Below are 23,362 nucleotides of genomic sequence, written 5' to 3'. Positions count from 1 at the left end.
AAACGATGTTAAGCAATATATTTAAAGAACGCTACGGTAAGCTGTTGATCGGTTTTTGTTTTGTCGTGCTCTTCATGTATCTTAGTGCTGGCTGGCAATCACAAAATTCTTGGCACCAGCAAGAACGTTATTTGGCATCTGAGGAATTTATCAAAGATTTTAACGAAAATCGAGAATACTATGTCAAAAGCTACAACGGTGAAACCCCGGTTTACTTTGATTCGGCAGCAGAGTACCGCGATGCGGTATTGACAATCAACAAAGAGTACTCAGATGATTTTTATTACAATCGCCCGTATATGACCACCATGAATCAATTTGTGATTGTCTTCCTGTTTATTTGGGGCTTTTTGTCCTTTTTTGTCGATGGCCGCACCAATTTCAATCGCTTTTTATTTGCTTTACCCTTTAGCAGAAAGCACGTCTTTCGCAAGAAACTGCTTTTTATCGGCTTACCCTTGACCGCTTGTTTAGTGTTGGGCCTGTTAGGTCATATCCTGATCGAATACACAATGATCCCGGCTCGCTATCTCGCTGTGCCGCTTCAAGACGTGCTGCTTTCCGCCCTTAGTACTTTGGCAACGAATCTACTCGTATTTGCTGTCGGCATCTTGTTGGGCGTTTTACTGGGGAATCTGTTTACTGGCGTGCTGTCGGTGTTCTTCACTCTTTCTCTAGGAACAATGGGGTATAGCTTTTTCCAATGTACCCGCGAGTTTTTTAGTTTTGTATTTCTTGGTCATGGGGATTTTCTGCTTCCTTTTCAAACGTGGATCGATTGGCCGCAAGGATATGTCTATCCTTGGTGGCTACTGCTCCTTTACCTCGGTTTGAGCGGCTTGCTGATTCTTGCTGCCGAAAAAGTGTTCTCGAAAATTTCTTTAGAAAATGACGGTGATTATTTAACGATCCCTAAATTGCGCGCCCCGGTTTATTGGCTGCTTTCTTTGGGAACCTGGTTCTATCTATCCATGATTTCTTATTACCCGCTAGAAATTTTTTACCGTGATCTCTATGAGGGGTATGATGTCAGTCTTTGGAACATCATCCTTCGGCTTGGCTTGTTGCTGGTTGCTTGCTTATTCATCAGTTTATTGCTTGTCTATCCTAAAGCACTGATGAATTGGTGGTACAAACGAAAAAACAAACAGGTCAGCAATATTTAAAAAAGCGTCCCTACAACAAGAAATTGTTGCCGGGACGCTTTTATGTTTAATGTTTAGGTTTGTCGTCGTCTTTTTTGTCAAAGAAGTCATTTACTTTGCGAGAAACATCATCCGCAAAATCTTCAACCTTATCTTTGACTTTCCCATATTTATTTTGGGTTTTCCCTTTTAACTCCTCGGAGTCATCTCCTGTAAGTTTCCCTTTTGTTTCGGTTACTTTTCCTTCAATGCGATCCTTGTTTGTCATCGTAAAAACTCCTTTCATACTTGCTATAAATTAATAGTAGCATCATTTGCCAGAAAGCACGAATGTTCTGCTTCTATCTTATCCTTTGAGTTGTCCGCAACGATAGTTCTTCGCTATTTTTGACTCTTGGACGATTTAGGATATTCAGTAGAAAGCTGGCTTTCTCTATAAAAAGGGATGTTCTTTAGATGTTCTATTTGATGTACTTTGAAGGAGTTCATTTAAAGAGGACACTGTGAACATAAAAAAACCATGACCTGAAAGAAGGCAATCTGAGGAGCTGCAGCTGCTAGAATCAGGAGGTACAGATTCTCGATTTGGTGTCTTTTCAGGTCATGTTTTTTTTAATTGTACCCTAAGAGAAGGTTCGGTTCTTAGTTCCTATCAGTGTTAAACGATTATTTGCGTTTTTTCTTTTTCTTCTTTTGTTTTTTGACCATACGATTCATGGCCATTTTTCCAAGTTTCCCTTTGACACCGCCGCCAAACATTTGATCCATGCCAGGAATGTTCATATTCCCTTTGCTCATTTGCTGCATCATTTTGCGGGATTCTTTAAATTGTTTGATCATGCGGTTGACTTCGACGACACTGTTGCCAGAACCGGCGGCAATCCGGCGACGACGGCTTGGATTTAACAAATCAGGATTTTCACGTTCTGCTGGTGTCATGGAATAAACCATGGCTTTTTGACGGGCAATTTGTTTTGGATCAACTTTGACGTTCTCGATGCCAGGCATTTGGCTCATTCCCGGAATCATTTTCAAAAGATCTTCAATGGGGCCCATGCCCATGACTTGATCGATCTGTTCAACAAAGTCATTGAAGTCGAAGGAGTTTTCCTTCATTTTTTGAGCAAGTTCTTCTGCTTTTTTCTCGTCGTAATCTTGCTGTGCTTTTTCGATCAAAGTCAGCATATCACCCATACCGAGAATCCGACTAGACATCCGATCTGGATGGAATACTTCAAGGTCGGTCAATTTTTCACCGGTACCAGTGAACTTGATTGGAGCGCCTGTAACTTGACGAATTGACAATGCCGCACCGCCACGTGTATCGCCATCTAGTTTGGTGATGACTACCCCTGTGATCCCCAATTGTTGATTGAAGCTTTCCGCCACGTTGACAGCATCTTGTCCTGTCATCGCATCCACTACCAGTAAAATTTCATTTGGCTGTGCCAAGTCCTTGATTTGTTTTAGCTCTTCCATCAAGTTTTCGTCGATATGCAAACGACCCGCCGTATCGATCAAAACGTAGTCATTTTTCTTTTCCCGAGCCAAAGTCAATCCTTGGCGGACGATTTCAACTGGACTGACATCAGTTCCCATATCAAAAACAGGTACATCCAATTGCTGCCCTAATACTTTCAACTGGTCGATCGCAGCTGGTCGGTACACATCACCAGCGATCATTAATGGACGTGCGTTTTCGGTTTTGATCAAATGGTTGGCTAATTTCCCAGCAAAGGTGGTTTTCCCTGCCCCTTGCAAACCAGCCATCATGATGATCGTTGGGATCTTCGGTGATTTTTCGATCCCAACTGTTTCTGATCCTAATGTTTTGGTTAATTCTTCATCAACGATCTTAACGATTTGTTGCGCTGGAGATAGGCTTTCTAATACTTCTACCCCCACTGCCCGTTCACGGACATTTTTGGTAAACTCTTTTACAACTTGCAGATTGACGTCGGCTTCTAATAAAGCTAGACGAATCTCACGCATCATTTCTTTTACATCTGCTTCAGATACTTTTCCTTTTCTGCGCAGTTTGCTCATTGCCTGTTGGAGGCGTTCAGTTAAACTTTCAAATGCCATTTTTTTTCATTCCTTTATTCTTCAATTTCTTGGAGCTGTTGAATAAACCCCTGTAAGGTTTCGTCTTTTGGATAGTGGGTTTTCGTATACTCGCTTAGCTGATCCAGCAAGTCTTCCCGCATGATATAATCCGAAAACATATGTAGTTTTTTTTCATAGTCTTCTAAAATACGTTCGGTGCGTTTGATGTTGTCATAGACTGCTTGACGGCTAACTTGATACTCTTCAGCGATTTCTCCTAGAGAAAAATCATCTGCGTAATACAATTCCATGTAATTCATCTGTTTTTCCGTCAATAACGTGGAATAAAACTCAAACAACGCATTCATGCGATTGGTCTTTTCAATTTCCATTTGCTTCCTCCTGTTTTGCAAGCCATTCGACATCGGACAAAACAGTCATGCCTTGTTGTCGAAAATACGCACAAGCGACACCGATCCCTCTTCTTTTGATTCCAGAAAAATTGCCATCATAAATCATCTGACTGCCACAAGAGGGACTTTTCTCTTTTAGGATCAGTTGGGTGATGCCTTGCTCTTGTAATTTTTGATAAGCAATTTTCGCGCCGGTAGTAAACTGTTCGGTCACGTCTTCCCCTGAGATGGTGACGACCTTCGCTCGTTGCGCCCAAACGTCCACCCCATCGCCACCAACGATTTCGGCCGGTTCCCGTGGGATCGGCAAGCCGCCAAGAACTTCTGGACAAACCATCATTGCTTGACCTGCTCTTACCAGTTCGATCAATGGTGGCACTGCTTGGTGTTTTCCATCATAACGGCAAAGTACACCGCCTAGACACGCACTGATTCCGATCATATAGCACCCTCAGCTTTCCTATGAAATCGTCCTTTATTATAGCATTTATTTAGTGGTTGCAATAGTACCAATTGTCTATTCATGCTAAAATAGGACTTGTTCGTTGAAATTTAATCGTTTCTTGAAAAAAAGAAGCTAAAGGAGTTTGCCATGAAAAAAATACTCGTTGTCGATGATGAACCTTCCATCGTCACACTTTTAACCTTTAATCTAGAAAAAGAGGGCTATCAAGTCGTTTCCGCCTCAGATGGTCAAAAAGCCTACGAATTAGCCTTGTCTAAGCCTTTTGACTTTATCATCTTAGATGTCATGCTGCCGAATATGGACGGCATCGAGATCACGAAGAAATTGCGTCAAGAAAAAATCGAGACCCCGATCCTCGTCTTGACCGCAAAAGATGATCCAATCGATCGGATCTTAGGCTTAGAGATCGGCGCCGATGACTATTTGACGAAGCCTTTCAGTCCTAGAGAGGTATTAGCTAGAATGAAAGCCATCTTCCGTCGTTTAGAACCCCGTCAACAAACACGAGAAGAAGATCAACCTGCAGAGATTCTGCAAGTCGGTGGGATCCAAGCAGACCTGACGAATTTCCAAGTCAGTGTGGATGGTGAGAAAATCTTCCTAACGCCAAAAGAATTCGAGCTGCTAGTTTACTTTATGAAACGAAAAGGCCGCGTAATCGATCGCGATACCTTGCTCAATCGCATTTGGAACTTCGACTTTGATGGACAAAGTCGAATCGTGGATGTTCACATCAGTCATTTAAGAGAAAAATTGGAAGCTGATCCAAAACGGCCGGAATACTTAGTAACGGTTCGGGGATTCGGGTATAAATTTCAGGAGCCAGTCTAATGAAAAAACGCTATGGCTATGGTTTATGGTCGATCGGTCTATTGCTGATTTTTTTCCTGTGCTGGCAAGTTCTAAGCAGTTTTTACCGTCAGCAAGTCATTGCCCAGCAAGTGGCTTTTCTCCAAGAGAAAGCCACCGTATTTTTGAATCTATCAGATAATCAAACCGCCGCCTTAGAACAGTTTGCGGATACCTATGTTGAAGATAGCAATAGTCGCATCACTTTGTTAGATGACCAAGGTCAGATCATTTTCGATACCTATGATCATACACTGCATGAAAACCGCTCCAATCGTCCAGAAGTCCAAGCCGTTTTGCGCGGAAGCTCCGTCGGTCAATCGCTGCGGGAAAGCGACACCTTGCATGAAGAATTGCTTTACGTGGCGATTCCTGTCAAAGAGGATGGAAACTTGACTCAAATCTTGCGAATCGCCGAACCGACCGCGGCTTTTTTTGCAAAAAATGAAGGAATCAAGCAGTCGATCTTGATTGTCTATCTTGTTTTTTGCTTTTTGATCAGCCTATTGATTTTCCATACCTTGCGCCAGCGAAATCGGCCGATCCAAACGATTCTGCCCGTCGTAAAAAAAATGATCACCTCGCCCGATCAACAAGCAATCATTATGCAAGAAACCCCTGAACATGATGAGTTGTATCAACTGATCAATCAGCTGAGCGAGCAAATGAGCCAGACCTATCGTGCCTATGCGGCTTCTGAACAGCAACTGTACGGCTTGCTCAGTGAACTGATGATCGGTGTCTTTATCATCAATGAAGAAAATCAACTGCTGCTGTTGAATCCGACGATGCAAGAACAGCTAGGGATGGAAACCGCACCGATCTTACCGCAACCTTTTACTGAAGTGATCCATGACACACAATTGATCCAGTTGATCTATCAATTTAATGACGAGACCCCTATTTTCCATGCGGAAACCACCCTTAGCGGGGAACGTTCAAAAGTCTTAGATGTTACCTTGCGAAGCTTCCAAGAAAACCAGTTGATTGGTATTTCTTATGACTTGACACGCATCCGACAATTAGAAAAGATGCAAAAAGATTTTGTCGGCAATGTTTCCCATGAATTAAAAACGCCGGTAACTTCCTTGATTGGGTTTACTGAAACACTGCTGGATGGCGCCAAAGAAGACCCTGAAACGTTGCAGACCTTCTTAGAGATCATTCAAAAAGATGCTTATCGCTTGAAAAATCTAATACAAGATATCATCCAATTGTCTCAAGACAGTGATTCTTTCCAGTATGTCGACCAACCGATCAACTTTTCTGAGCTGCTGCAACAAGTCGTTCAAACCTATGGTCCCGCAGCTGTTAAGAAGCAATTGACCTTTCAATTTGAAGGACCCGAACAATTCATTTTATCTACCAAAAAAGAGCTGCTGCAGCCCATCGTAAAAAATCTAGTTGAAAATGCGGTCACCTATTCAAAACCTGGAGGTGTCATCACATTATCCTATTCCGAGCAAGATGACCAGCTGCTTTTTCAAGTGCAGGATCAAGGCATCGGCATCGATGAAGAAGATCAAGAACGGATTTTTGAGCGGTTTTATCGGGTGGACAAAGCCCGTGCTCGCAATTCTGGCGGCACTGGACTTGGGCTGGCTATCGTCAAAGACTATACCAAATTATTAGGCGGCAGCATCAAGGTTGACAGTTTCCCTAAAATTGGTTCTACCTTTACGGTGACTTTGCCGCTTCATGAAAAAAGATGATTATTGATAAAAAACAGCCGATAACAGGTGAATAAAGGTTATCGGCTGTTTTTGTAATCATTTTTAGTTGGTATTCCCCACTAGATGAAGTGCCATCCGATAGTATCTTCTTGATTGTTTAAACAAAAAAAGAAGGAGATTCCTCCTTCTTCGTCCATTCATTTCACTATTCAACATTCGTTACTTCGCCGTCTACACTGCGTTCTACTTTCATATCAGTGATTGGCAAGTATCCTAATTCGATAACGATTCCTTGTTGGACATCGTCTGTCATGATGTAATCAAGAAAGGCTTTGACGTTAGCATCTGGTTCACCATTCGTGTACATATGCTCGTAAGACCAGATTGGCCATTTGTTATCTGCAATATTTTCAGGGGTCGCTTCTACCCCATCAAGAGATAGCGCTTGGATTGAATCATCTAAATAAGATAAAGCAAGGTAGCTGATTGCTCCTGGTGTTTCAGCAACGATTTTACGGACTGTTCCAGAAGAATCTTGCTCTTGTGTTTGGATCGTCTCTGCACCATCTAAGCCCCATTTTTCAAAGGTCGCTCTCGTACCGCTGCCTGACGCACGGTTGATTACAGAGATTTCTTGATCTGCTCCACCGAGTTCAGACCAATTCTTCACTTTGCCTGTAAAGATATCGATTAAATCTTGTTGGCTAAGATCCGTAACGCCTGCGTCTTTATTCACTACTGGTGCCATACCAACTACGGCTACTTTATGGTCAACTAATTTGCTGGCGTCCACACCATCTTTTTCATCCGCAAAAACATCGGAATTGCCGATCGTCACAGCGCCTGTTTCTACTTGACTTAAGCCAGTTCCGCTACCGCCACCTTGAACAGTAATTGTATAATTGGGATTGTCCGCTGAGAAGCTTTCACCTGCTGCTTCAACCAAGGGTTGCAAAGCAGTTGAGCCTACCGCTAAAATTTCTACATTTTCATTTGATGCGGCACCTGATGAAGATCCGCCTGATGCTTGACTGCTATCAGTGCTTGTACCACCGCTCCCACAGCCAGCTAATAATAATCCAGTTGCAAAAAATAAAAGTCCCAATTTTTTCATTTAGTAAATCTCCTTTCGTTATATGCTTAGTTTAGCAAGGCGGTGTAAACCCTTGATGGATTTCATGTAAAGAATCGATAAAGCGATGTAAATCTTTTGTAAAGTTTGTCGATTGCCCAAAAAGCCCCCGCTGAATCCATCAGAGGGGGCTTGCTTTATCTAAAAACGAAAGAAATGTCTGTAGAATCAATTGCTTTGCATATAGCGTGTCAAGCGATCCATCGCTTCCACCAAGTTTTCCATACTTGCCGCATAGCTTAAACGAACATAGCCTTCTGCTTCGGGACCAAAGGCGATACCCGGGATGATTGCTAATTGATTCTTTTCCGCTAAGTCGACACAAAAAGCCATGGAATCTTGGTTGAAACCTGCTGGTATTTTGGCAAAAATGTAGAATGCACCAGAGGGCTTCGCCATGTCAAAACCAAGGGCAGTCATCTTTTCAAACAAGTAATCTCGACGTTCACGGTAATCGGCTTTCATGACTTCTGCATCATTGATGCCTTCGATCAATGCCCGCACAGCTGCTTTTTGAGAAATCGTTGATGCCGCAGTCACTAAGTATTGGTGGACCTTAATGATCTGAGCAGTCAACGCTTTTGGTGCAAAAATGAAGCCGACGCGCCACCCAGTCATCGCGTGAGATTTCGACAAGCCATTGATCACGATCGTTTGATCCCGCAAGTATTCGGCAATGGACACATGGGTTTCATCATAAGTCAACTCACTATAAATTTCATCGCTAATAACAAAAACGGGGTATTTTTCTAAAACCTCCGCCAATGCTTTGACTTGTTCTCGGGTATAAACGACCCCTGTTGGATTGCTAGGATAATTCAAAATGACTGCCTTGACTTGCTCCCCATGCTCTTTTAAGGCTGCTTCCAAAACTTCTGGCGCTAAAACAAAGTCATTGTCCGTCGTATCAAGATAGATCGGTTGGGCATGGGCTAAATGGATGACTGGTTTATAGCCTGGATAAATTGGTGCCGGTAGGAGAACTTTATCGCCAGGTTCCAACGTGGCTAATAAAGAAGCTGAGATTGCTTCCGTTGCACCGATCGTCACTAATACTTCTGATTGAAAGTCGTAATCAAGCTGATATTTATTTTTCAAAAAGAGGCTGGCTGCTTGCCGAACATCTGCTAAGCCGGCCATTCCAGAATAGTGGCTAAAATTTTGTTCGATTGCTTGGACACCCGATTTTTTCACGTGCTCTGGTGTGTTAAAATCCGGCTCGCCTAACGTTAACTTTAAAATATCAGGAATTGAAGAAACCCGTTCATCAAATTTACGAATCAATGAAACAGCTATATTGTACACTTCGTGATTGAAGCGTTGGCTTACGTCTGCCATAGTATCACTCCTTTGAATTAAGCAAATTCATTCGCTATTGTTGTTAATCCTAACACAAAAAGGCGACAATTTTAAGCAACGGATGAAATTAATCTAATAACCACAATTCCGTTTGCTTATTTACAAACAAAAACATTTTATGTTAGTATATAATCAAACAAAAAAGGAGAACCCAAAATGAAACCTTATCAAGAGTTTACCATTTCTGATTATCAGCAAGGATATGTCGAAACAACAACGGATTATTGTTGCGTATTTTGTCAGGAGACCTTCGACAAAGAAGAAATCTATCCCGTTGATGGCGCCTTTTTTACGGCAAAAAAACGAATGATACAACATATCACTGAGCATCACGGAACCGTTTTATCCGCATTATTGGCTTTACCCAAAGAACAAACAGGCTTATCAGAAAGCCAGCAGGAGATTTTACAACTGTTTGCCCAAGATGTTAGCGATACTGTGATTGCCCAGCGCTTAGGTATCTCTTCTTCGACTGTCAGGAATCATCGCTTTAAGCTAAAAGAAAAGCAGCGACAAGCGACTGTTTTTATAAGTATCATGTCCTTGTTGCAAGAAACCCCGTTGCTGCCGCCTCACAAAGGGGCGACGATGCTTGATGATCGCTATGCCATTACGGCTAGTGAAAGAGAAAAGATCATTGCTACTTATTTTGATGAAGCGGGGTTTATCAAACAGTTTCCGAGCAAAGAAAAGCGCAAGATCGTTGTCTTAAGTGTGCTGGCACAAAAATTTGATCCGAAGAAAAATTATTCAGAAGCTGCCGTAAACGATGTATTAAAACAAGCGATCACCGATTATGTCACTGTCCGACGATATTTGATCGAGTATGGATTTATGCAACGGACGAAAGACGGAAAAACTTACTGGCTGACTTAAAACCCAGTCTGTAGTTGGATGGAATTTTTGTTGGTTGGATGGACAGTATCTTTCACAGTTTTGAAAAGTTAACAAGCTCCAGTTTTTTACAAAAAAAGACAAAGTACGAAAACACCCGTACTTTGTCTACTGTCTGAAACGCTGGGACAAGTTCCAGCGTTTATTTTTCTTTTAGAAAGATTTTTTTGATGATTAATTTATCAAATAATTGCGTTTGATTGTCTTGTTCCCCAATGACTTCAGCAGTCACTGATTTGCCGTCTTGTTTTTTGCGCAACTGATAAACAATCTTACCTGTTTCTTTCAATTCGTTCACCATGTCGACGACACCGCCAAAACCTGTTTTACGAGTGATGAAGCCTAACGCCACCATCCGCTCATCTAAATTTTTTGCCGAGATGCTGGCACCGGTGATCAGTGCTTGCCGCATGATTTGTAAGAATTCTTCTAGCCCTGCCACTGGCGGCTGTTCAGGCTCTTCTTCCATCAGCGGTCGCTGACGCAAATAATCTAATTCCTGCAATAACGTTTCGTACTGCTCTTGTGTCAACATGACCCCCGCCACTTTTTCACGATTGAATACATATACTGCTGTTCCTGCTTCTCGCGCTTGATTAAATACATCCATCGGAGATTTTTTTACTTCAGTAATTGAAGTAGTGGGAACATCCAACTTCTTCAGTTCCATAATCAACGTCCTCCTTGTCTCAACGAACACATTATAGCATAAATCCAGAAGCAGATTATAGAGGTATTTCACTGCTCCTAGGAAAAGAAACAAAAAAGCGGCTAATCGCCGCTTTTTTCGATTGATAAGGTCATTGCATTGATGGCAACGATGATCGTACTCATAGACATCAAGACAGCTCCGACTGCTGGGTTCAAAATGATCCCGATTGGTGCGAGCACGCCAGCTGCCAAAGGAATAGCAAAAATATTGTATCCTGCGCCCCACCAGAGATTTTGAATCATCTTGCGCCTTGTTTTTTTCGCCAAAGTCAAGAAGTGCAAGATGTCTTGAGGTTCGCTATTCGTCAAAACGACATCGGCTGAATCGATCGCTACATCGGTTCCAGCTCCGATCGCAATCCCGATCGTCGCTCTTGCAAGACTTGGGGCGTCATTGATCCCATCGCCTACCATTACGACGCGCTTGCCCTCTTTGACATAGTCACTGACTAGACGTTCTTTATCGTCTGGTAACATTGCCGCATGGAAGGCTTCGATTCCTAGGTAATCGGCTACGGTTTGCGCCGCTTCTTGGTTGTCCCCAGTAGCCATAACTGGCGTGATGCCTAAGTCTTTCACTTTTTGAATAAATTGACTCGCTTCTGGTTTCACCTTATCCCCTAATGCGACGATTCCTTCCACTTTGCCGTCATGAACCAAATAACTAATGGTATTGCCCTGCTCTTGATAATTTTTCAAGGATTTCCCTTGATACTGGATGGTAAATTGCTCCAATCCTTTTTGATTGACGATCAACCACTTCTGTCCATCGATTACGCCTTCCAGACCAATACCCGTCCTTGTTTGAACATCAGTCGCCTTTTTGGCTGTGATGTTTTCCTTTTCTGCTTGGGCCAAAATGCCTTCTGCGATCGGATGATTGGCGGTTTTCTCAAGACCTGCTAGGTAAGCTAGTACTTCTGATGCAGAAAGGCTGCCTGTCGCCTCGATGCCAGTTACGGTAAACGTTCCTTCTGTTAACGTACCGGTCTTATCGAGGATCAGATAATCAACATGATGCGCATTCTCCAGTGCGTTGCGATTTTTTAAGAGCAAGCCGTTTTTGGCAGCGATCGATGTTGAACGAGCCACGACGAGGGGAATCGCTAGGCCTAACGCATGGGGACAGGCAATGACGAATACCGTGACCATTCGATCAAGAGCAGTCGGTAGGTCAGCAACAAACAGCCATACAGCAAAGGCCAAAACACCAGCAACTAAGGCGATATAGAACAACCATTTCGCCACTTTGTCCGAAAGTGCTTCTAAGCGGGATTTATCAGCTTGGGCTTTTCGTACCATTTCCATGACTTTTGCCAAATAGCTGTCTTCGCCAGTCCCTGTGACTTCCATCGTAATAGTACCATTGCCGTTGACAGATCCTCCAATGACAGTACTGCCGATGGTTTTAGGTACCCGTCTGGATTCACCGGTAACTGCCGACTCATCGATCGTTGTTTCCCCTTCAAGAATCGTTCCGTCTGTAGGAATCTTATCTCCTGAGCGAACGATCAGCTGTGTTTTGTTGGTCACTTCTTCTAATGGAATCTGTTCTTCTGATCCATCTGCATTTTTCCGAATCACTTCTTTTGGCAACAGTTCTGCTAATTTCTGTAATGCATTGCCGGCATTAGAAACGGCATTCATCTCGATCCAATGCCCCAACAACATGATCACGATCAGAGTCGCTAGTTCCCAGAAGAAATCCATTACATGAGGAACAGCAAGAAAATGATTAGCGATAAACGCGTAAAGACTATAAAAATAAGAAACCGTAATCCCCATAGCAATCAAAGTCATCATGGCTGGGCTTTTTTGTTTCAATTCCATTTTTGCACCACTTAAAAACGGTTGCCCCCCATAGAAAAACAGGATCGTTCCTAAAATCAATACAACCCAATCTGAGCCGGGAAACGTGAACTGAAAGGGCAATTCGATACCCATCATTGGTGATAAAATGACGATTGGAATCGCCAAAACCAAGGATAGCCAAAACTTTTGCTTAAAATTTCCCATATGCATACTATGATCCATACCAGACATCTCATGATCCATATGACTGTGATCCATGCCAGACATCTCATGATCCATGTGGCTATGATCCATGCCAGACATCTCATGATCCATGTGGCTATGGTCCATACTGGAAACCTCATGATCCATGTGAGCATGGTTACTATCGGCGCTTTCATGCTCCTGCAGTTTTGATGTCGCCCCTTGATGATCCACCCCATTCATCTCATGGCTTCGGGGCTCAGGGACTTCCTCCGCCTGTGGGTGTGTGAGTCCTTCTTGCCCTTTATTATCCTGCTCATTCCTAGGTTCATGCCTATGATGGCTTGACGTCTGACGATTGTCTGCAGGTGACGTTTTTTTCTGATTCATCCTAGTAATCCCCTTCCTATTTCACTGAATATCCGTACAGTCTTGCGCCTTCATACAAAAGCTTCAAGCGGCTGGACTTTCTAGATTTTTCTCCTTATCACTTTAGCGTTTGCATCGCTTATTCAAAAACACCTTGATAACCAGCTTCAGTTATTGCACTGATTAAGGCTGTTTCTGTCACTTGCGACTCGTCAAATTTGACCGTCCCACGAGCTTTTTTCAAGTCGACTTTAGCTTTTTTCACACCCGGTACTTCATTTAAGGCTTTTTCAACTTTTGCGGCACAATGGGCGCAATTCATTCCGCTGATTTGCATATTTTTTTTCATTACTATTCCTCATTTCTTTTAACAGTTTGTTGGCTACTTATTTTGTTGCATGGGTTTTGCATTGGCACTGACCAGGAATACAATTACACGAAATCGCTGCTACTGGCACTTTTTGGTCGACTGCTGCTTGGAGCATCGCCAAATCTTCTGCCGTCAATGCTGCTTCTTGGATCATTTCTGCTAATGTTTGTCCGACTTTTTTGGCACAAATATGAGAAAAAAGATTCTCAGCTGCACTGCGAACAGTGGCTTCTTCTGAAACAAGTGGCGAGTAAACAAACTTTTTCCCTTGGCTTTCTGTTTTCAATACGCCTTTTTTAACAAGTCGTCCTAAAAGCGTTTTGACTGTCGCTGCTTTCCAATTTTTATTTTCGCTTAACAAAGCGGTGATCTCTTTCGCATCGGATTGTCCCAATGTCCAAATCACACGCATGACTTCCCATTCAGAATCGCTGATTTTGATTGGTTCGACCACTGATTGCATTTGTCCACTTCCTTTCATAACTGATTCACATTTTTAAGTTTACATCTGTAATCGTATTTTGTCAAAAAAAAGCATCGCCAAACTTTCTGCATTTTGGCAATGCTTTTTTCTATTTCGTTAAAAATGGTTTGGTTCCAACGTTTAAAAGTGGACCTGATACGTCGTCACAGAGTGGAAGGGTTCTTCTGGGCGCAGCACGATCTCACCAAAGTGGGTGAATTTCTCAGAGCCAGGAACACCTTGTGTTTCGATCGCCATCCCGCCATGTTTGGCAAAAGGACCGGTCTTCATTGGGGCCCCAGCTTCTCCCTCACCTGTTGTGTAAATAACAACAGCAGGACGGTCAGTAGTTACAGTCAGCTGCACTTTTTGATCGGGACTGGTTACTTTCAGATCCCACTCTTGCTCATGATCCAATAAGAATGGATCATCCAACATGGTCGTTCCCATTGGGCGTTCTTGTCTAAAATCAAACTTTGTGCCTGCGACAGGCGTTTTTTCACCGGTGGTCGTCACGTCATCGTTCGTTTCAGCCACATGTTCGGCATTGATTTGAACCAAGTGGTCATCGATCGGCTGTTGGGTATCACCTGTCAAATTGAAATAACCGTGGTTCGTTGGGTTAAATAAAGTCGCTTTGTCTGTGTTAGCGTCATATGCAAGCAATAGTTCATTGTCATTAGTCAACGTATAGGTGACTTGATAACGAACATTTCCTGGAAAGCCGCCGTCGCCATCTTGTCGTGAGGTAGTAAAAATCACGCCGGCTCTGTCTGCTTCCTCAAAAGTTTCAGCGATCCAGATATCCGTGTCAAGCCCCTTTGAACCACCATGAAGCGTATTGCCGCCATCATTGTCCTCCGTTTGGTATTCTTGCCCCTCAACCTCAAAGCGGGTACCTGCGATCCTTCCCGCTACTGGACCGATCGTTGCACCATAATAGCGTGCTTGGCGATGTCCTTCGATCGTATCATAACCGACCACAATGTCGCGGCCTTCTTCTACTGGAACGACCCAATCCAATAAGCGTGCGCCTTCGGGACTCAGCCTTACGATGGTACCGCTATCATTGGAAAGCTCATAAATCGTTCCCATTTTTTCTGAGGTCGTTTGTTTCACATTTGGCATTCGTTCATATCCTTCTTTCTTTGTTTAGTCTGCTACTCTTTTTAAGTATAGCCGTTAAGGGCTAGATCCGTCAATTCAAGACGGACGGATTCAGTAGGCATTCATTTTATGCCGGGCCGTTTTCACACAAATAAAAAGCGGCAAGAATGCCCAACTGGTTGATTGAATCATGGTCAGCTGATCGTGAGAGAAAGTACTAGGAGAAGCGCTGGCTGCTCCTGTCTTTTCTTCAATAATCAATCACATTCGCTTCGCCTGTTGGGCTCCTATGCCGCAATTGTATCGTTTATTTTTTGTGTTTTGCTTGGTAATGTTTTCTCTTTCGTCGCTTTTCTTTGATTTGAGAAGCACTGGAAGCCAAATCCAAATCCTCGCTTTCCTCTTCTTGCTTGTCTTGTCTTTTTTCCGCACGTGCCATGAGGACTTTTTGCCTGAATCGACGGTTTCCAAGGAATTTCAGTGCGCACATCAATGGTTGACGATTTTCTCCAACCAAACCAATCAATTCGATAAACAATTCAATGCCGAAGCCTGTACTGATGATCAGTAAAATGATTGCTGTGTTGCTGGCATAATTCATCAATAATGCAATAAATGAAAATACCATTGCCAAGGCATAGATCGTCAAAACTGTTCCTCGATGGGTAAACCCTAAGGAAAGTAAGCGGTGATGCAAGTGCATTTTATCCGCTGATGAGATCTTTTGCTTATTGAATTTTCTACGAATCATGGCATAGACGGTATCAGTGATCGGTACCCCTAAAATCAACATCGGGGTGATCACTGTAATGAAGGTCGCATTTTTTAACCCTTGCAACGATAAGACGGAGATCATAAAACCTAGAAAAAGTGCCCCAGTATCCCCTAAAAAAATCGTAGCTGGATAAAAATTGTAAGGAAAAAAACCAACGATTGCGGCAATTAATGTAAAGATCACCATTGGTACTTCAACTGAATTTGGTAAAAAGAAATAACTGATGATCCCAATGGTCGTCAGACTGATAATGGAGACCCCACTCGCTAGACCGTCCAAACCATCAATCAAGTTGACCGCATTTGTGATCGCCAAAATCCACAAGATCGTCATAGGCAATCCAAGCCAGCCCAAATCAAAAACCCCCAGATAAGGGATCGAAACCGTACTGATTTTGATGCCGGCAACAAAATAGATCTCCAAAGCCGCTAACGTCAAGCCTAGCGTTTTTTGCATAGGAGTCAACTCGAAGATATCATCCAATAATCCAGTAACTACGACGATAGCTGCCCCTAAAAGCATCGGCCAGACGTAGTCAAAGGGAATCATTGCGCGAAATTCCCAAAGCAATGCAAAAGAGAAGGAGAGGAAGATGCTTAATCCCCCTGCGGTCGGCATTGTTTTGGTATTGATTCGGCGATCTCCTGGTCGATCGACTGCGCCGATCTTAAAAGAGATCAATTTAATGATCGGTGTTAGGATTAAAGACACGATCATTGTTATAAATAAGCGCATTACAAATTTGAATGCAAAATCCATCGTTTATTCTCGCTTTCCGTTATTTCTCTTTATTGGTAAATGTATCTTCGATTTTCGAAGAAATCCGCTGAACAGGATCTGTTCGTTCTTTGATCTCTTGTCCTGATACATACTCTTCTACCACTGCGTTGATGATTCCACCCAAGATAATAATCGTCGCAGCAAGATTCAACCAGATCATTAAAACAATAAAACTTCCAATAATTTGATAGCCAATGATTTTCGCAGCAAAGTAACGGGCGTATAAGCCAAACACTTGTGACAGCAACATCCAGCCAATCGTTGCAAAGATCGCCCCCGGCAAAGTCGAACGCAACTTGACCTTTGCATTAGGCACTAACCAATAGATCAGCATCATGATAAACAGCAAAGCAACGATCGTGACTGGCCATTTGACTGTTTGGAACGTATCGATCAGATTGTCTTGAAACTTAAAAATCGGCTGCAAAAAATCAAGAATGATTTTTCCAAGCCCAAATACCATCGTAACCCCAACGATCGCAATCATAAAGAGCAGGATGATCACAAATGATACTGCGCGCACCACGATAAAATTGGAACGCTGGTCCACACCGAAGGCTTTGTTCATCGCAATTTGCAAGGCATTGATACTTTGACTCGCGGACCACAACGCCGCTAAAGCGGAGATCGACAACAATCCACCAGAGCTTGTGGTGAGGAGATTTTCGATCGCTGGGCCGATAAAATCATAGATTTGATTCGGGATCAATTCCTGTACATAAGATAAAACCGTGTTCGGATCAATTGATAAATAAGGCAAAAGATTCCCCAGCGCAATCATTAACGGGAAAAGTGAAAGCAATAAATAGTAGGCCACGACGACCGAAGTGGTCCCCATTTCTGAATCAGTTATTCTATTTTGCGTCGTTTCGATGAAACGCATCAGCTTTTGATTGCTTTTTACTTTATCAACGATTTTCATGTTTCTTCCTCCGCCAGCGAATCATCTGCCTTTTTTTTCTTTGTCATACATAACAATCAGAAGTCTCCTACCACCAAAATTTAGTAGGTTCCTTCTTCTCCTTGAGAAGTTAAAATTCTCGGACCATCTTTGGTGATCGCCAAACTATGTTCATATTGGCAGCTTAAGCCGCCATCTAATGTATAGGCGGTCCAGCCATTAGAATCCATTTTCATTTTCCACGTCCCTGTATTGATCATAGGTTCGATGGTAATAACCATTCCTTCTTTTAAACGTAACCCTTTGCCGGCTTCTCCGTAGTGAGGGATCATCGGACTTTCATGGATCGTTGGGCCAATGCCGTGTCCTACGAAATCACGCACAACCCCGTACCCTTCTTTTTCCGCATAGGTTTGAATGGCATGACCGATGTCACCGATTCGGTTGCCCACTTGCGCTTGTTCGATTCCTAGATACAACGCTTTTTTGGTTACTTCCATTAATCGATCAATCTCAGGCGTCGAGTTCCCTACGACATAACTCCAGCAAGAATCAGAAATGGCACCTTTTAAATCAATACACATATCGACTTTGATCAGATCGCCGTCTTTCAATGGTTTTTTTCGAGGAAATCCGTGACAAATCTCATCATTGATACTGCAGCAAGTGGCATATTTGTAATCTTCAAAACCAATTTGGGCAGCGATGCCGCCGTGGCTTTCAATATAATCTCTGACAAACACTTCGATATCCCAACTCGTGATACCTGGTTTGATGAAACTGCGTAATTGTTTGTGGACATCTGCTAACAGCGCGCCGGATTCGGCCATGCGGTCAATTTCTCTGGCAGATTTTAATGTAATCATGTTCTCGTCTCCCTTAATTAAATTCCTCTTATTTTACCATAGAAATCCCTTATTTTACAAAATTCACAGACATTGTAAAGAGTTTTTCAAGTTTTGTTTTCAAACTTTCGTGCATTTGCTATAATCTGTAAGAGAGTTTTCCTTGAGAATAGGAATGAGATTGGAGGAAAAAGCCCATGGCTTTAGCAAAAATCGTCTATGCAAGCATGACGGGGAATACGGAAGAAATTGCGGATATCGTTTCTGAAGCCCTTGAAAATCTTGACATGGAAGTAGAAATGAATGAGTGTACCCAAGTGGATGCAGATGACTTTGAAGATGCCGATATCTGTATCGTCGCAACGTATACATATGGAGACGGGGAGCTACCGGATGAGATCGTCGATTTTTATGAAGATTTGCAAGAACTTGATTTAAGCGGCAAAATCTTTGGAGTCTGCGGCTCCGGTGATACTTTTTATGATGACTTTTGTAAATCGGTTGACGACTTTGAAGCCGCCTTTAGCAAAACTGGTGCGACAAAAGGAGCTGACAGCGTCAAAGTTGACTTGGCTGCAGAAGAAGACGATATTCAAAACTTAGAAGCCTTTGCCAAAAAACTAGCAGAAGCATTCGCTGAATAAAACAAGAAAACCTCTGACAAAATCACTTGATTCTGCCGGAGGTTTATTGTTTGCTTAATGATAACTGATATCGATGGGTGTTTCTCTTGCTAAAATATTATCGGTGGTTTCCGTCATCAGCTTAGCAATCTGATCTTCTGTCGGATGAATGATTCCCGAAGACATCAATGCCGCTAAGCCAGTAGCGACGATCCAGACACCGGTGTGCAAAGATTGTAATTTTACATCAGATAGATCTTGATATTTTGGTTCTTTTTTCACTGATTTCACAAAAAGGTCAAATGAAAACTGTTGCATGGAATCCCCACCACCATGCTCTTCTAAGTATAGCGCTCGGTATAATCGTTTTTCTTTATTTGCAAAGCCAATATAATTTAGCGTTAAGTCAACGATGACATCTCCCCGTCTTTCAACTGGAAAAACTTCTGTCGCTAAGTAGTCGTAAATCTGATTGATCAATGCATTTTTTAAGTCATCCATATTTTTAAATTCTAAGTAGATCGGTTGCGTTGAACATTTCATCTTCGCTGCGATATTGCGTGCGGTAAAACGTGTAAATCCTTCGGTTGCGACAACTTCATAGGCAGCTTTTAAAATCTGGTCTCTAGTAATAGTTTTCTTTCTTGCCATAATTTTTTAATCTCCTTAATTCTGCTATACATCGCTTTCAGAAATACCTTTTACTTATTGTATCATGTTTTTTTAAGTTTGCAAAAAAACTTTTAAAATTATTGCCCTTAGTGTTTCCAGTTTTTCAATTTGAAGACCACTGTTTTTTTGCTCACTTTTTCGTTTGTTTTCAAAAATACTTAGTGCTATCATGAAGACAGTTATAAATTTAGAATAAATGGAGGAATTTTAATGGTTTTACCAAACTTTAATCAGAACCTTGAAAAATATGCCCAACTGATCACTGAAGTTGGCGTAAATGTCCAAAAAGGGCACACGATCGTCATCCAAATCGCCGTGGACCAAGCACCTTTAGCTCGTCTATTAACGAAAAAAGCGTATGAATTAGGTGCAGACGAAGTAATCGTCCAATGGACCGACGATGAGATCCAAAAAGAATTTCTTACTCATGCGGCCGAAGATCGTTTGTCTACGATTCCTCAGCACAAAATTGATCAAACGGAAGACTGGGTTGAAAAAGGTGCCAGCCGTATCAGTGTCGTTTCCGCGAATCCAGATGCGTTAGCGGGCGTCGACTCAGACCGAGTGGCAACCTTCCAAGCAGCTTCTGGTAAAGCGATGATGAAATTGCGTCAAGCAACACAAGCCAACAAAGTCAGCTGGACTGTGGTTGCGGCGGCTGGTCAAGATTGGGCCCAAAAAGTATTCCCTGATGCTTCCCCTGAAGAAGCACAAGACAAGCTTTGGGATCAAATTTTCAAAACGACGCGTATCTATGAAGAAGATCCTGTCGCAGCTTGGAAAAAACACGATGAAACCTTGCAAGTTAAAGCCGAAGAATTAAACAAAGAACAATTCAGTGCTCTGCACTATACGGCACCTGGTACCGATTTGATCATCGGTTTGCCTAAAAACCACTTGTGGGAAGGTGCTGGCAGTTACAATACCCGCAATGAAAAATTCATGGCGAACATGCCAACAGAAGAAGTCTTTACTGCCCCAGATAATCGTCGCATCGATGGCTATATTTCAAGTACGAAACCATTGAGCTACGCAGGCACCATCATCTCTGGGATGAAGTTCACCTTCAAAGACGGCAAAGTCGTGGACTTTTCTGCGGAACAGGGCGAAGAAGTGTTAGGCAAACTGCTAGCAATCGATGAAGGAGCAAAATCTTTAGGTGAAGTCGCATTAGTTCCTGATCCTTCCCCTATCTCACAATCCGGCATCATCTTCTTCAATACGTTGTTCGATGAAAATGCCTCAAACCACTTGGCTTTAGGATCCGCTTATGCCTTCAGCTTGCAAGGCGGCACTGAGATGAGTGAAGAAGAACTGGCAGCTGCTGGTTTGAACCGCAGCCAAACCCACGTAGATTTCATGGTTGGCTCTGACCAAATGTCCATCGATGGCATCAGAGAAGATGGCACCACGATTCCTGTCTTTCGCAATGGTGACTGGGCTTAATAAAAAAAGGCTGAGGTGGAGTTGCTCCCCTCGGCCTTCTTTTACATAGAATATTGGAAACCGGCGGGTTTTTTCGTAGTAATCAGCCGGCTTTTTTGATAAAATCTACTTTGATAGTCTTTGATAAGAGAGGATGGATCCGATGACACCAAATCGTGAAGATTATTTAAAGCTCATCTTGGAGCTTGGTGGTGACCAAAAGAAAATCAATAACAAACAAATCGTGTCAGGTCTGGACGTCTCAGCAGCTTCAGTAAGTGAAATGATTTCAAAATTATTAAAAGAAGGCTTAGTGGAACATTCACCTTATCAAGGGGTACAGTTGACTGAAACTGGTTTAGCTTCTGCAAGTGCTCTGATCCGCAAGCATCGTTTATGGGAAGTCTTTCTTGTGGAGCACCTGCATTACTCATGGAATGAAGTTCATGATGACGCAGAAGTTTTAGAACACGTCACCTCGGAAACACTGGCGAGCCGCTTAGAAGCCTACCTTGATCATCCTCGGTATTGCCCACATGGCGGCATGATCCCCGAACAAGGAGAACTCATTCACGAAGGCGAAAAAAACACCATGAGTTCCTACCCGGTAGGAACCAAGATTCGTATCGCCCGTGTCCTTGATGAACGAGAACTGCTGGATTACCTTGTTTCGATCCAATTGAATATTCATGAAGAATACGAGATCATCGATGCGGCAGCATACGAGGGTCCGATTACGATCAAAAATGACACAAAAGAAATTGCTGTCAGCTACAAAGCCGCCAGCACGATTTTTGTTGATAAACTGTAAGGAGTGAAGATGATGGAAAAAAAGGTCCTTTTTACGATTTTTGGCGGTACGGGCGACCTTGCCCAACGCAAACTATACCCTTCTTTGTTTCGGTTGTACAAAAAAGGCGATTTGAAAGAAGATTTTGCAGTCATCGGTACTGCTCGCCGTCCTTGGTCGGATGAACACTATCGTGAAGTAGTGATAGGTACGATCAAAGAATTGAGCGACTCACAAGAGCAAGCAGAGACATTCGCTTCTCATTTCTACTACCAATCACATGATGTAACAGATACGAGTCATTATGATTCATTAAAGGATTTGGCGGAAACCTTAGATCAGAAATACCATTTAGAAGGCAATCAGATTTTTTACTTAGCAATGTCCCCTAATTTCTTTGGGACGATCGTTTCTCACTTGAAATCCCAAGGAATGCTGGATACTGACGGCTACCATCGGGTGATCATCGAAAAACCATTTGGAAGCGACTACGACTCAGCAAAAGAATTGAATGAAGAGATCAATCAAGTCTTTACAGAGCAAGAAATCTACCGGATCGATCATTATTTAGGAAAAGAAATGATCCAAAACATTTCTGCGATTCGTTTTGCCAATAACATTTTTGAGTCGATGTGGAACAATCGGTACATTGACAATGTTCAGATCAATATCGCAGAAAACTTAGGTGTTGAAGAACGCGGTGGGTATTATGATAAGAGCGGTGCCTTGAAAGATATGGTCCAAAACCATATTCTGCAGATCCTTTCCTTATTAGCCATGGAACCGCCAGTGGCTTTTTCTGAAAAAGAATTACGGACGGAAAAAATCAAAGCCTTAAATGCGATCCGTATTTACTCCGAAGAAGAAGTGAAACAACACTTCGTTCGTGGTCAATACGCCAAAGGACAATTAGAAGATAAGGAATTTGCTGGCTACCGAGAAGAAGCCAATGTCGATGAAGAATCGGCAACTGAAACCTTCGTTGCTGGAAAATTCTTGATCGACAACTTCCGCTGGTCCGGCGTACCTTTCTATGTACGAACCGGGAAACGCTTGACGGAAAAAGGCACTCGCATCAACATTGTCTTTAAACAAGTCCCTGTCAATGTCTTTAAGCAAGACCTGAATGAACAAAAGCAAAACGAGAGTTTGGCACCGAATGTGCTGACAATCTACATTCAACCGACAGAAGGCTTCTCTCTTTCCTTGAATGGAAAAGAAATTGGCCAAGGGTTTGAGACATTGCCAGTGAAGCTCGATTATCGGAATAGTACTGAAATCGTCGAAAACACCCCTGAAGCCTACGAAAAATTGATTTTAGATGCTTTGAACGGGGATGGCACTAACTTTACCCATTGGGATGAAGTTGCCCAATCTTGGCGCATCGTTGATGTGATCCGTCACGCTTGGGACCAAGAAACGCCTGATTTTCCAAACTATGCCGCAGGAACGATGGGACCCCAAGCTGCCTATGATCTCTTAGCTGCCGATGGTTTTGAATGGATCTGGCGCCCCGATGAATGGTATCGTGAGCGAGATTTACTAAATGAAAAATAAGC

The 23,362-nt window shown here is 42.7% G+C and carries 23 protein-coding genes; 8 read left to right on the top strand and 15 right to left on the bottom strand.

What is annotated here, in order from left to right; all coding sequences use genetic code 11:
* Nucleotides 1-5 precede the first annotated feature (5 nt).
* Nucleotides 6-1,166: an ABC transporter permease gene (locus tag IGI86_RS04575; RefSeq protein ID WP_005237239.1), complete on the top strand. Its 1,161-nt coding sequence runs from the start codon at nucleotides 6-8 to the stop codon at nucleotides 1,164-1,166.
* A 46-nt stretch (nucleotides 1,167-1,212) separates the two neighbouring features.
* Here IGI86_RS04575 and IGI86_RS04570 read toward each other — a convergent pair whose 3' ends face one another.
* The 4 genes from IGI86_RS04570 to IGI86_RS04555 form a co-directional block, all read right to left on the bottom strand.
* Nucleotides 1,213-1,413: a CsbD family protein gene (locus tag IGI86_RS04570; protein ID WP_430617772.1), complete on the bottom strand. Its 201-nt coding sequence runs from the start codon at nucleotides 1,411-1,413 to the stop codon at nucleotides 1,213-1,215.
* Between the two features lie 398 nt (nucleotides 1,414-1,811).
* Entirely contained in the window at nucleotides 1,812-3,230 is a 1,419-nt protein-coding gene (gene ffh / locus IGI86_RS04565) for a signal recognition particle protein (RefSeq protein WP_194188543.1), read from the bottom strand.
* A gap of 14 nt (nucleotides 3,231-3,244) precedes the next feature.
* Nucleotides 3,245-3,583 carry a putative DNA-binding protein gene (locus IGI86_RS04560; protein ID WP_005228897.1) on the bottom strand — a complete coding sequence of 113 codons (339 nt, stop codon included), beginning with the start codon at nucleotides 3,581-3,583 and terminating at the stop codon, nucleotides 3,245-3,247.
* Nucleotides 3,573-4,046: a DUF523 domain-containing protein gene (locus IGI86_RS04555; RefSeq protein WP_005237241.1), complete on the bottom strand. Its 474-nt coding sequence runs from the start codon at nucleotides 4,044-4,046 to the stop codon at nucleotides 3,573-3,575. Before IGI86_RS04555 ends, IGI86_RS04560 begins: the two co-directional genes overlap by 11 nt.
* 150 nt (nucleotides 4,047-4,196) lie before the next feature.
* Between IGI86_RS04555 and IGI86_RS04550 the strand changes: the two genes are divergently transcribed.
* Nucleotides 4,197-4,901: a response regulator transcription factor gene (locus IGI86_RS04550; protein ID WP_005237242.1), complete on the top strand. Its 705-nt coding sequence runs from the start codon at nucleotides 4,197-4,199 to the stop codon at nucleotides 4,899-4,901.
* Nucleotides 4,901-6,631: a two-component system histidine kinase PnpS gene (pnpS, locus tag IGI86_RS04545; RefSeq protein ID WP_016613838.1), complete on the top strand. Its 1,731-nt coding sequence runs from the start codon at nucleotides 4,901-4,903 to the stop codon at nucleotides 6,629-6,631. The genes IGI86_RS04550 and pnpS overlap by 1 nt, the downstream gene beginning before the upstream one ends.
* A gap of 166 nt (nucleotides 6,632-6,797) precedes the next feature.
* Here the strand turns inward: pnpS and IGI86_RS04540 are convergent, their stop codons facing one another.
* Complete coding sequence (locus IGI86_RS04540) at nucleotides 6,798-7,706, bottom strand: phosphate ABC transporter substrate-binding protein PstS family protein (RefSeq protein WP_086332128.1); 909 nt, start codon at nucleotides 7,704-7,706, stop codon at nucleotides 6,798-6,800.
* 186 nt (nucleotides 7,707-7,892) lie between these two features.
* Nucleotides 7,893-9,062 (bottom strand): pyridoxal phosphate-dependent aminotransferase, encoded by a 1,170-nt coding sequence (locus IGI86_RS04535; RefSeq protein ID WP_430617771.1) that lies wholly within the window; start codon nucleotides 9,060-9,062, stop codon nucleotides 7,893-7,895.
* Between the two features lie 177 nt (nucleotides 9,063-9,239).
* Here IGI86_RS04535 and IGI86_RS04530 point away from each other — a divergent pair, with 177 nt between their 5' ends.
* Complete coding sequence (locus IGI86_RS04530; protein WP_061053872.1) at nucleotides 9,240-9,959, top strand: DUF2087 domain-containing protein; 720 nt, start codon at nucleotides 9,240-9,242, stop codon at nucleotides 9,957-9,959.
* Nucleotides 9,960-10,119: 160 nt separating this feature from the next.
* On the opposite strand, the gene IGI86_RS04525 is transcribed toward IGI86_RS04530, so the two are convergent.
* From IGI86_RS04525 to map, 8 genes are all read right to left on the bottom strand, one after another.
* On the bottom strand, nucleotides 10,120-10,647 hold the full coding sequence (locus IGI86_RS04525; protein WP_005237249.1) for a type II toxin-antitoxin system Phd/YefM family antitoxin: 528 nt from the start codon (nucleotides 10,645-10,647) through the stop codon (nucleotides 10,120-10,122).
* A 101-nt stretch (nucleotides 10,648-10,748) separates the two neighbouring features.
* Complete coding sequence (locus IGI86_RS04520) at nucleotides 10,749-13,073, bottom strand: heavy metal translocating P-type ATPase (RefSeq protein ID WP_430617770.1); 2,325 nt, start codon at nucleotides 13,071-13,073, stop codon at nucleotides 10,749-10,751.
* Between the two features lie 118 nt (nucleotides 13,074-13,191).
* The gene (gene copZ, locus IGI86_RS04515) at nucleotides 13,192-13,401 is read right to left on the bottom strand and encodes a copper chaperone CopZ (RefSeq protein ID WP_005237251.1); all 210 of its coding nucleotides are present in this window, start codon (nucleotides 13,399-13,401) and stop codon (nucleotides 13,192-13,194) included.
* Between the two features lie 37 nt (nucleotides 13,402-13,438).
* Nucleotides 13,439-13,885, bottom strand: coding sequence for a CopY/TcrY family copper transport repressor (locus IGI86_RS04510; RefSeq protein WP_008377382.1), 447 nt, complete (start codon nucleotides 13,883-13,885; stop codon nucleotides 13,439-13,441).
* Nucleotides 13,886-14,026: 141 nt separating this feature from the next.
* The gene (locus tag IGI86_RS04505; protein WP_061053870.1) at nucleotides 14,027-15,013 is read right to left on the bottom strand and encodes an aldose epimerase family protein; all 987 of its coding nucleotides are present in this window, start codon (nucleotides 15,011-15,013) and stop codon (nucleotides 14,027-14,029) included.
* Between the two features lie 286 nt (nucleotides 15,014-15,299).
* Nucleotides 15,300-16,526 carry a glycosyltransferase family 4 protein gene (locus IGI86_RS04500; protein WP_086332126.1) on the bottom strand — a complete coding sequence of 409 codons (1,227 nt, stop codon included), beginning with the start codon at nucleotides 16,524-16,526 and terminating at the stop codon, nucleotides 15,300-15,302.
* Nucleotides 16,527-16,545: 19 nt separating this feature from the next.
* Nucleotides 16,546-17,469, bottom strand: coding sequence for a YihY/virulence factor BrkB family protein (locus IGI86_RS04495; protein WP_005237256.1), 924 nt, complete (start codon nucleotides 17,467-17,469; stop codon nucleotides 16,546-16,548).
* Nucleotides 17,470-17,549: 80 nt separating this feature from the next.
* Entirely contained in the window at nucleotides 17,550-18,314 is a 765-nt protein-coding gene (gene map / locus IGI86_RS04490) for a type I methionyl aminopeptidase (RefSeq protein WP_086332125.1), read from the bottom strand.
* A 176-nt stretch (nucleotides 18,315-18,490) separates the two neighbouring features.
* Here map and IGI86_RS04485 point away from each other — a divergent pair, with 176 nt between their 5' ends.
* The gene (locus IGI86_RS04485) at nucleotides 18,491-18,937 is read left to right on the top strand and encodes a flavodoxin (RefSeq protein WP_005237258.1); all 447 of its coding nucleotides are present in this window, start codon (nucleotides 18,491-18,493) and stop codon (nucleotides 18,935-18,937) included.
* Nucleotides 18,938-18,991: 54 nt separating this feature from the next.
* Here IGI86_RS04485 and IGI86_RS04480 read toward each other — a convergent pair whose 3' ends face one another.
* Entirely contained in the window at nucleotides 18,992-19,567 is a 576-nt protein-coding gene (locus IGI86_RS04480) for a TetR/AcrR family transcriptional regulator (RefSeq protein ID WP_005228861.1), read from the bottom strand.
* Nucleotides 19,568-19,798: 231 nt separating this feature from the next.
* Here IGI86_RS04480 and IGI86_RS04475 point away from each other — a divergent pair, with 231 nt between their 5' ends.
* From IGI86_RS04475 to zwf, 3 genes are all read left to right on the top strand, one after another.
* Nucleotides 19,799-21,034 carry an aminopeptidase gene (locus IGI86_RS04475; protein ID WP_005237260.1) on the top strand — a complete coding sequence of 412 codons (1,236 nt, stop codon included), beginning with the start codon at nucleotides 19,799-19,801 and terminating at the stop codon, nucleotides 21,032-21,034.
* A 142-nt stretch (nucleotides 21,035-21,176) separates the two neighbouring features.
* Nucleotides 21,177-21,824, top strand: a complete 648-nt coding sequence (locus IGI86_RS04470; RefSeq protein WP_008377371.1) for a metal-dependent transcriptional regulator — start codon at nucleotides 21,177-21,179, stop codon at nucleotides 21,822-21,824.
* Between the two features lie 9 nt (nucleotides 21,825-21,833).
* On the top strand, nucleotides 21,834-23,360 hold the full coding sequence (gene zwf, locus IGI86_RS04465) for a glucose-6-phosphate dehydrogenase (protein WP_008377369.1): 1,527 nt from the start codon (nucleotides 21,834-21,836) through the stop codon (nucleotides 23,358-23,360).
* Nucleotides 23,361-23,362: the final 2 nt, after the last annotated feature.

It is taken from the genome of Enterococcus sp. AZ188 (genome assembly GCF_050544075.1).
Taxonomy (GTDB): domain Bacteria; phylum Bacillota; class Bacilli; order Lactobacillales; family Enterococcaceae; genus Enterococcus_D; species Enterococcus_D entomosocium.
This window is presented reverse-complemented; position numbering and strand designations above follow the sequence as displayed.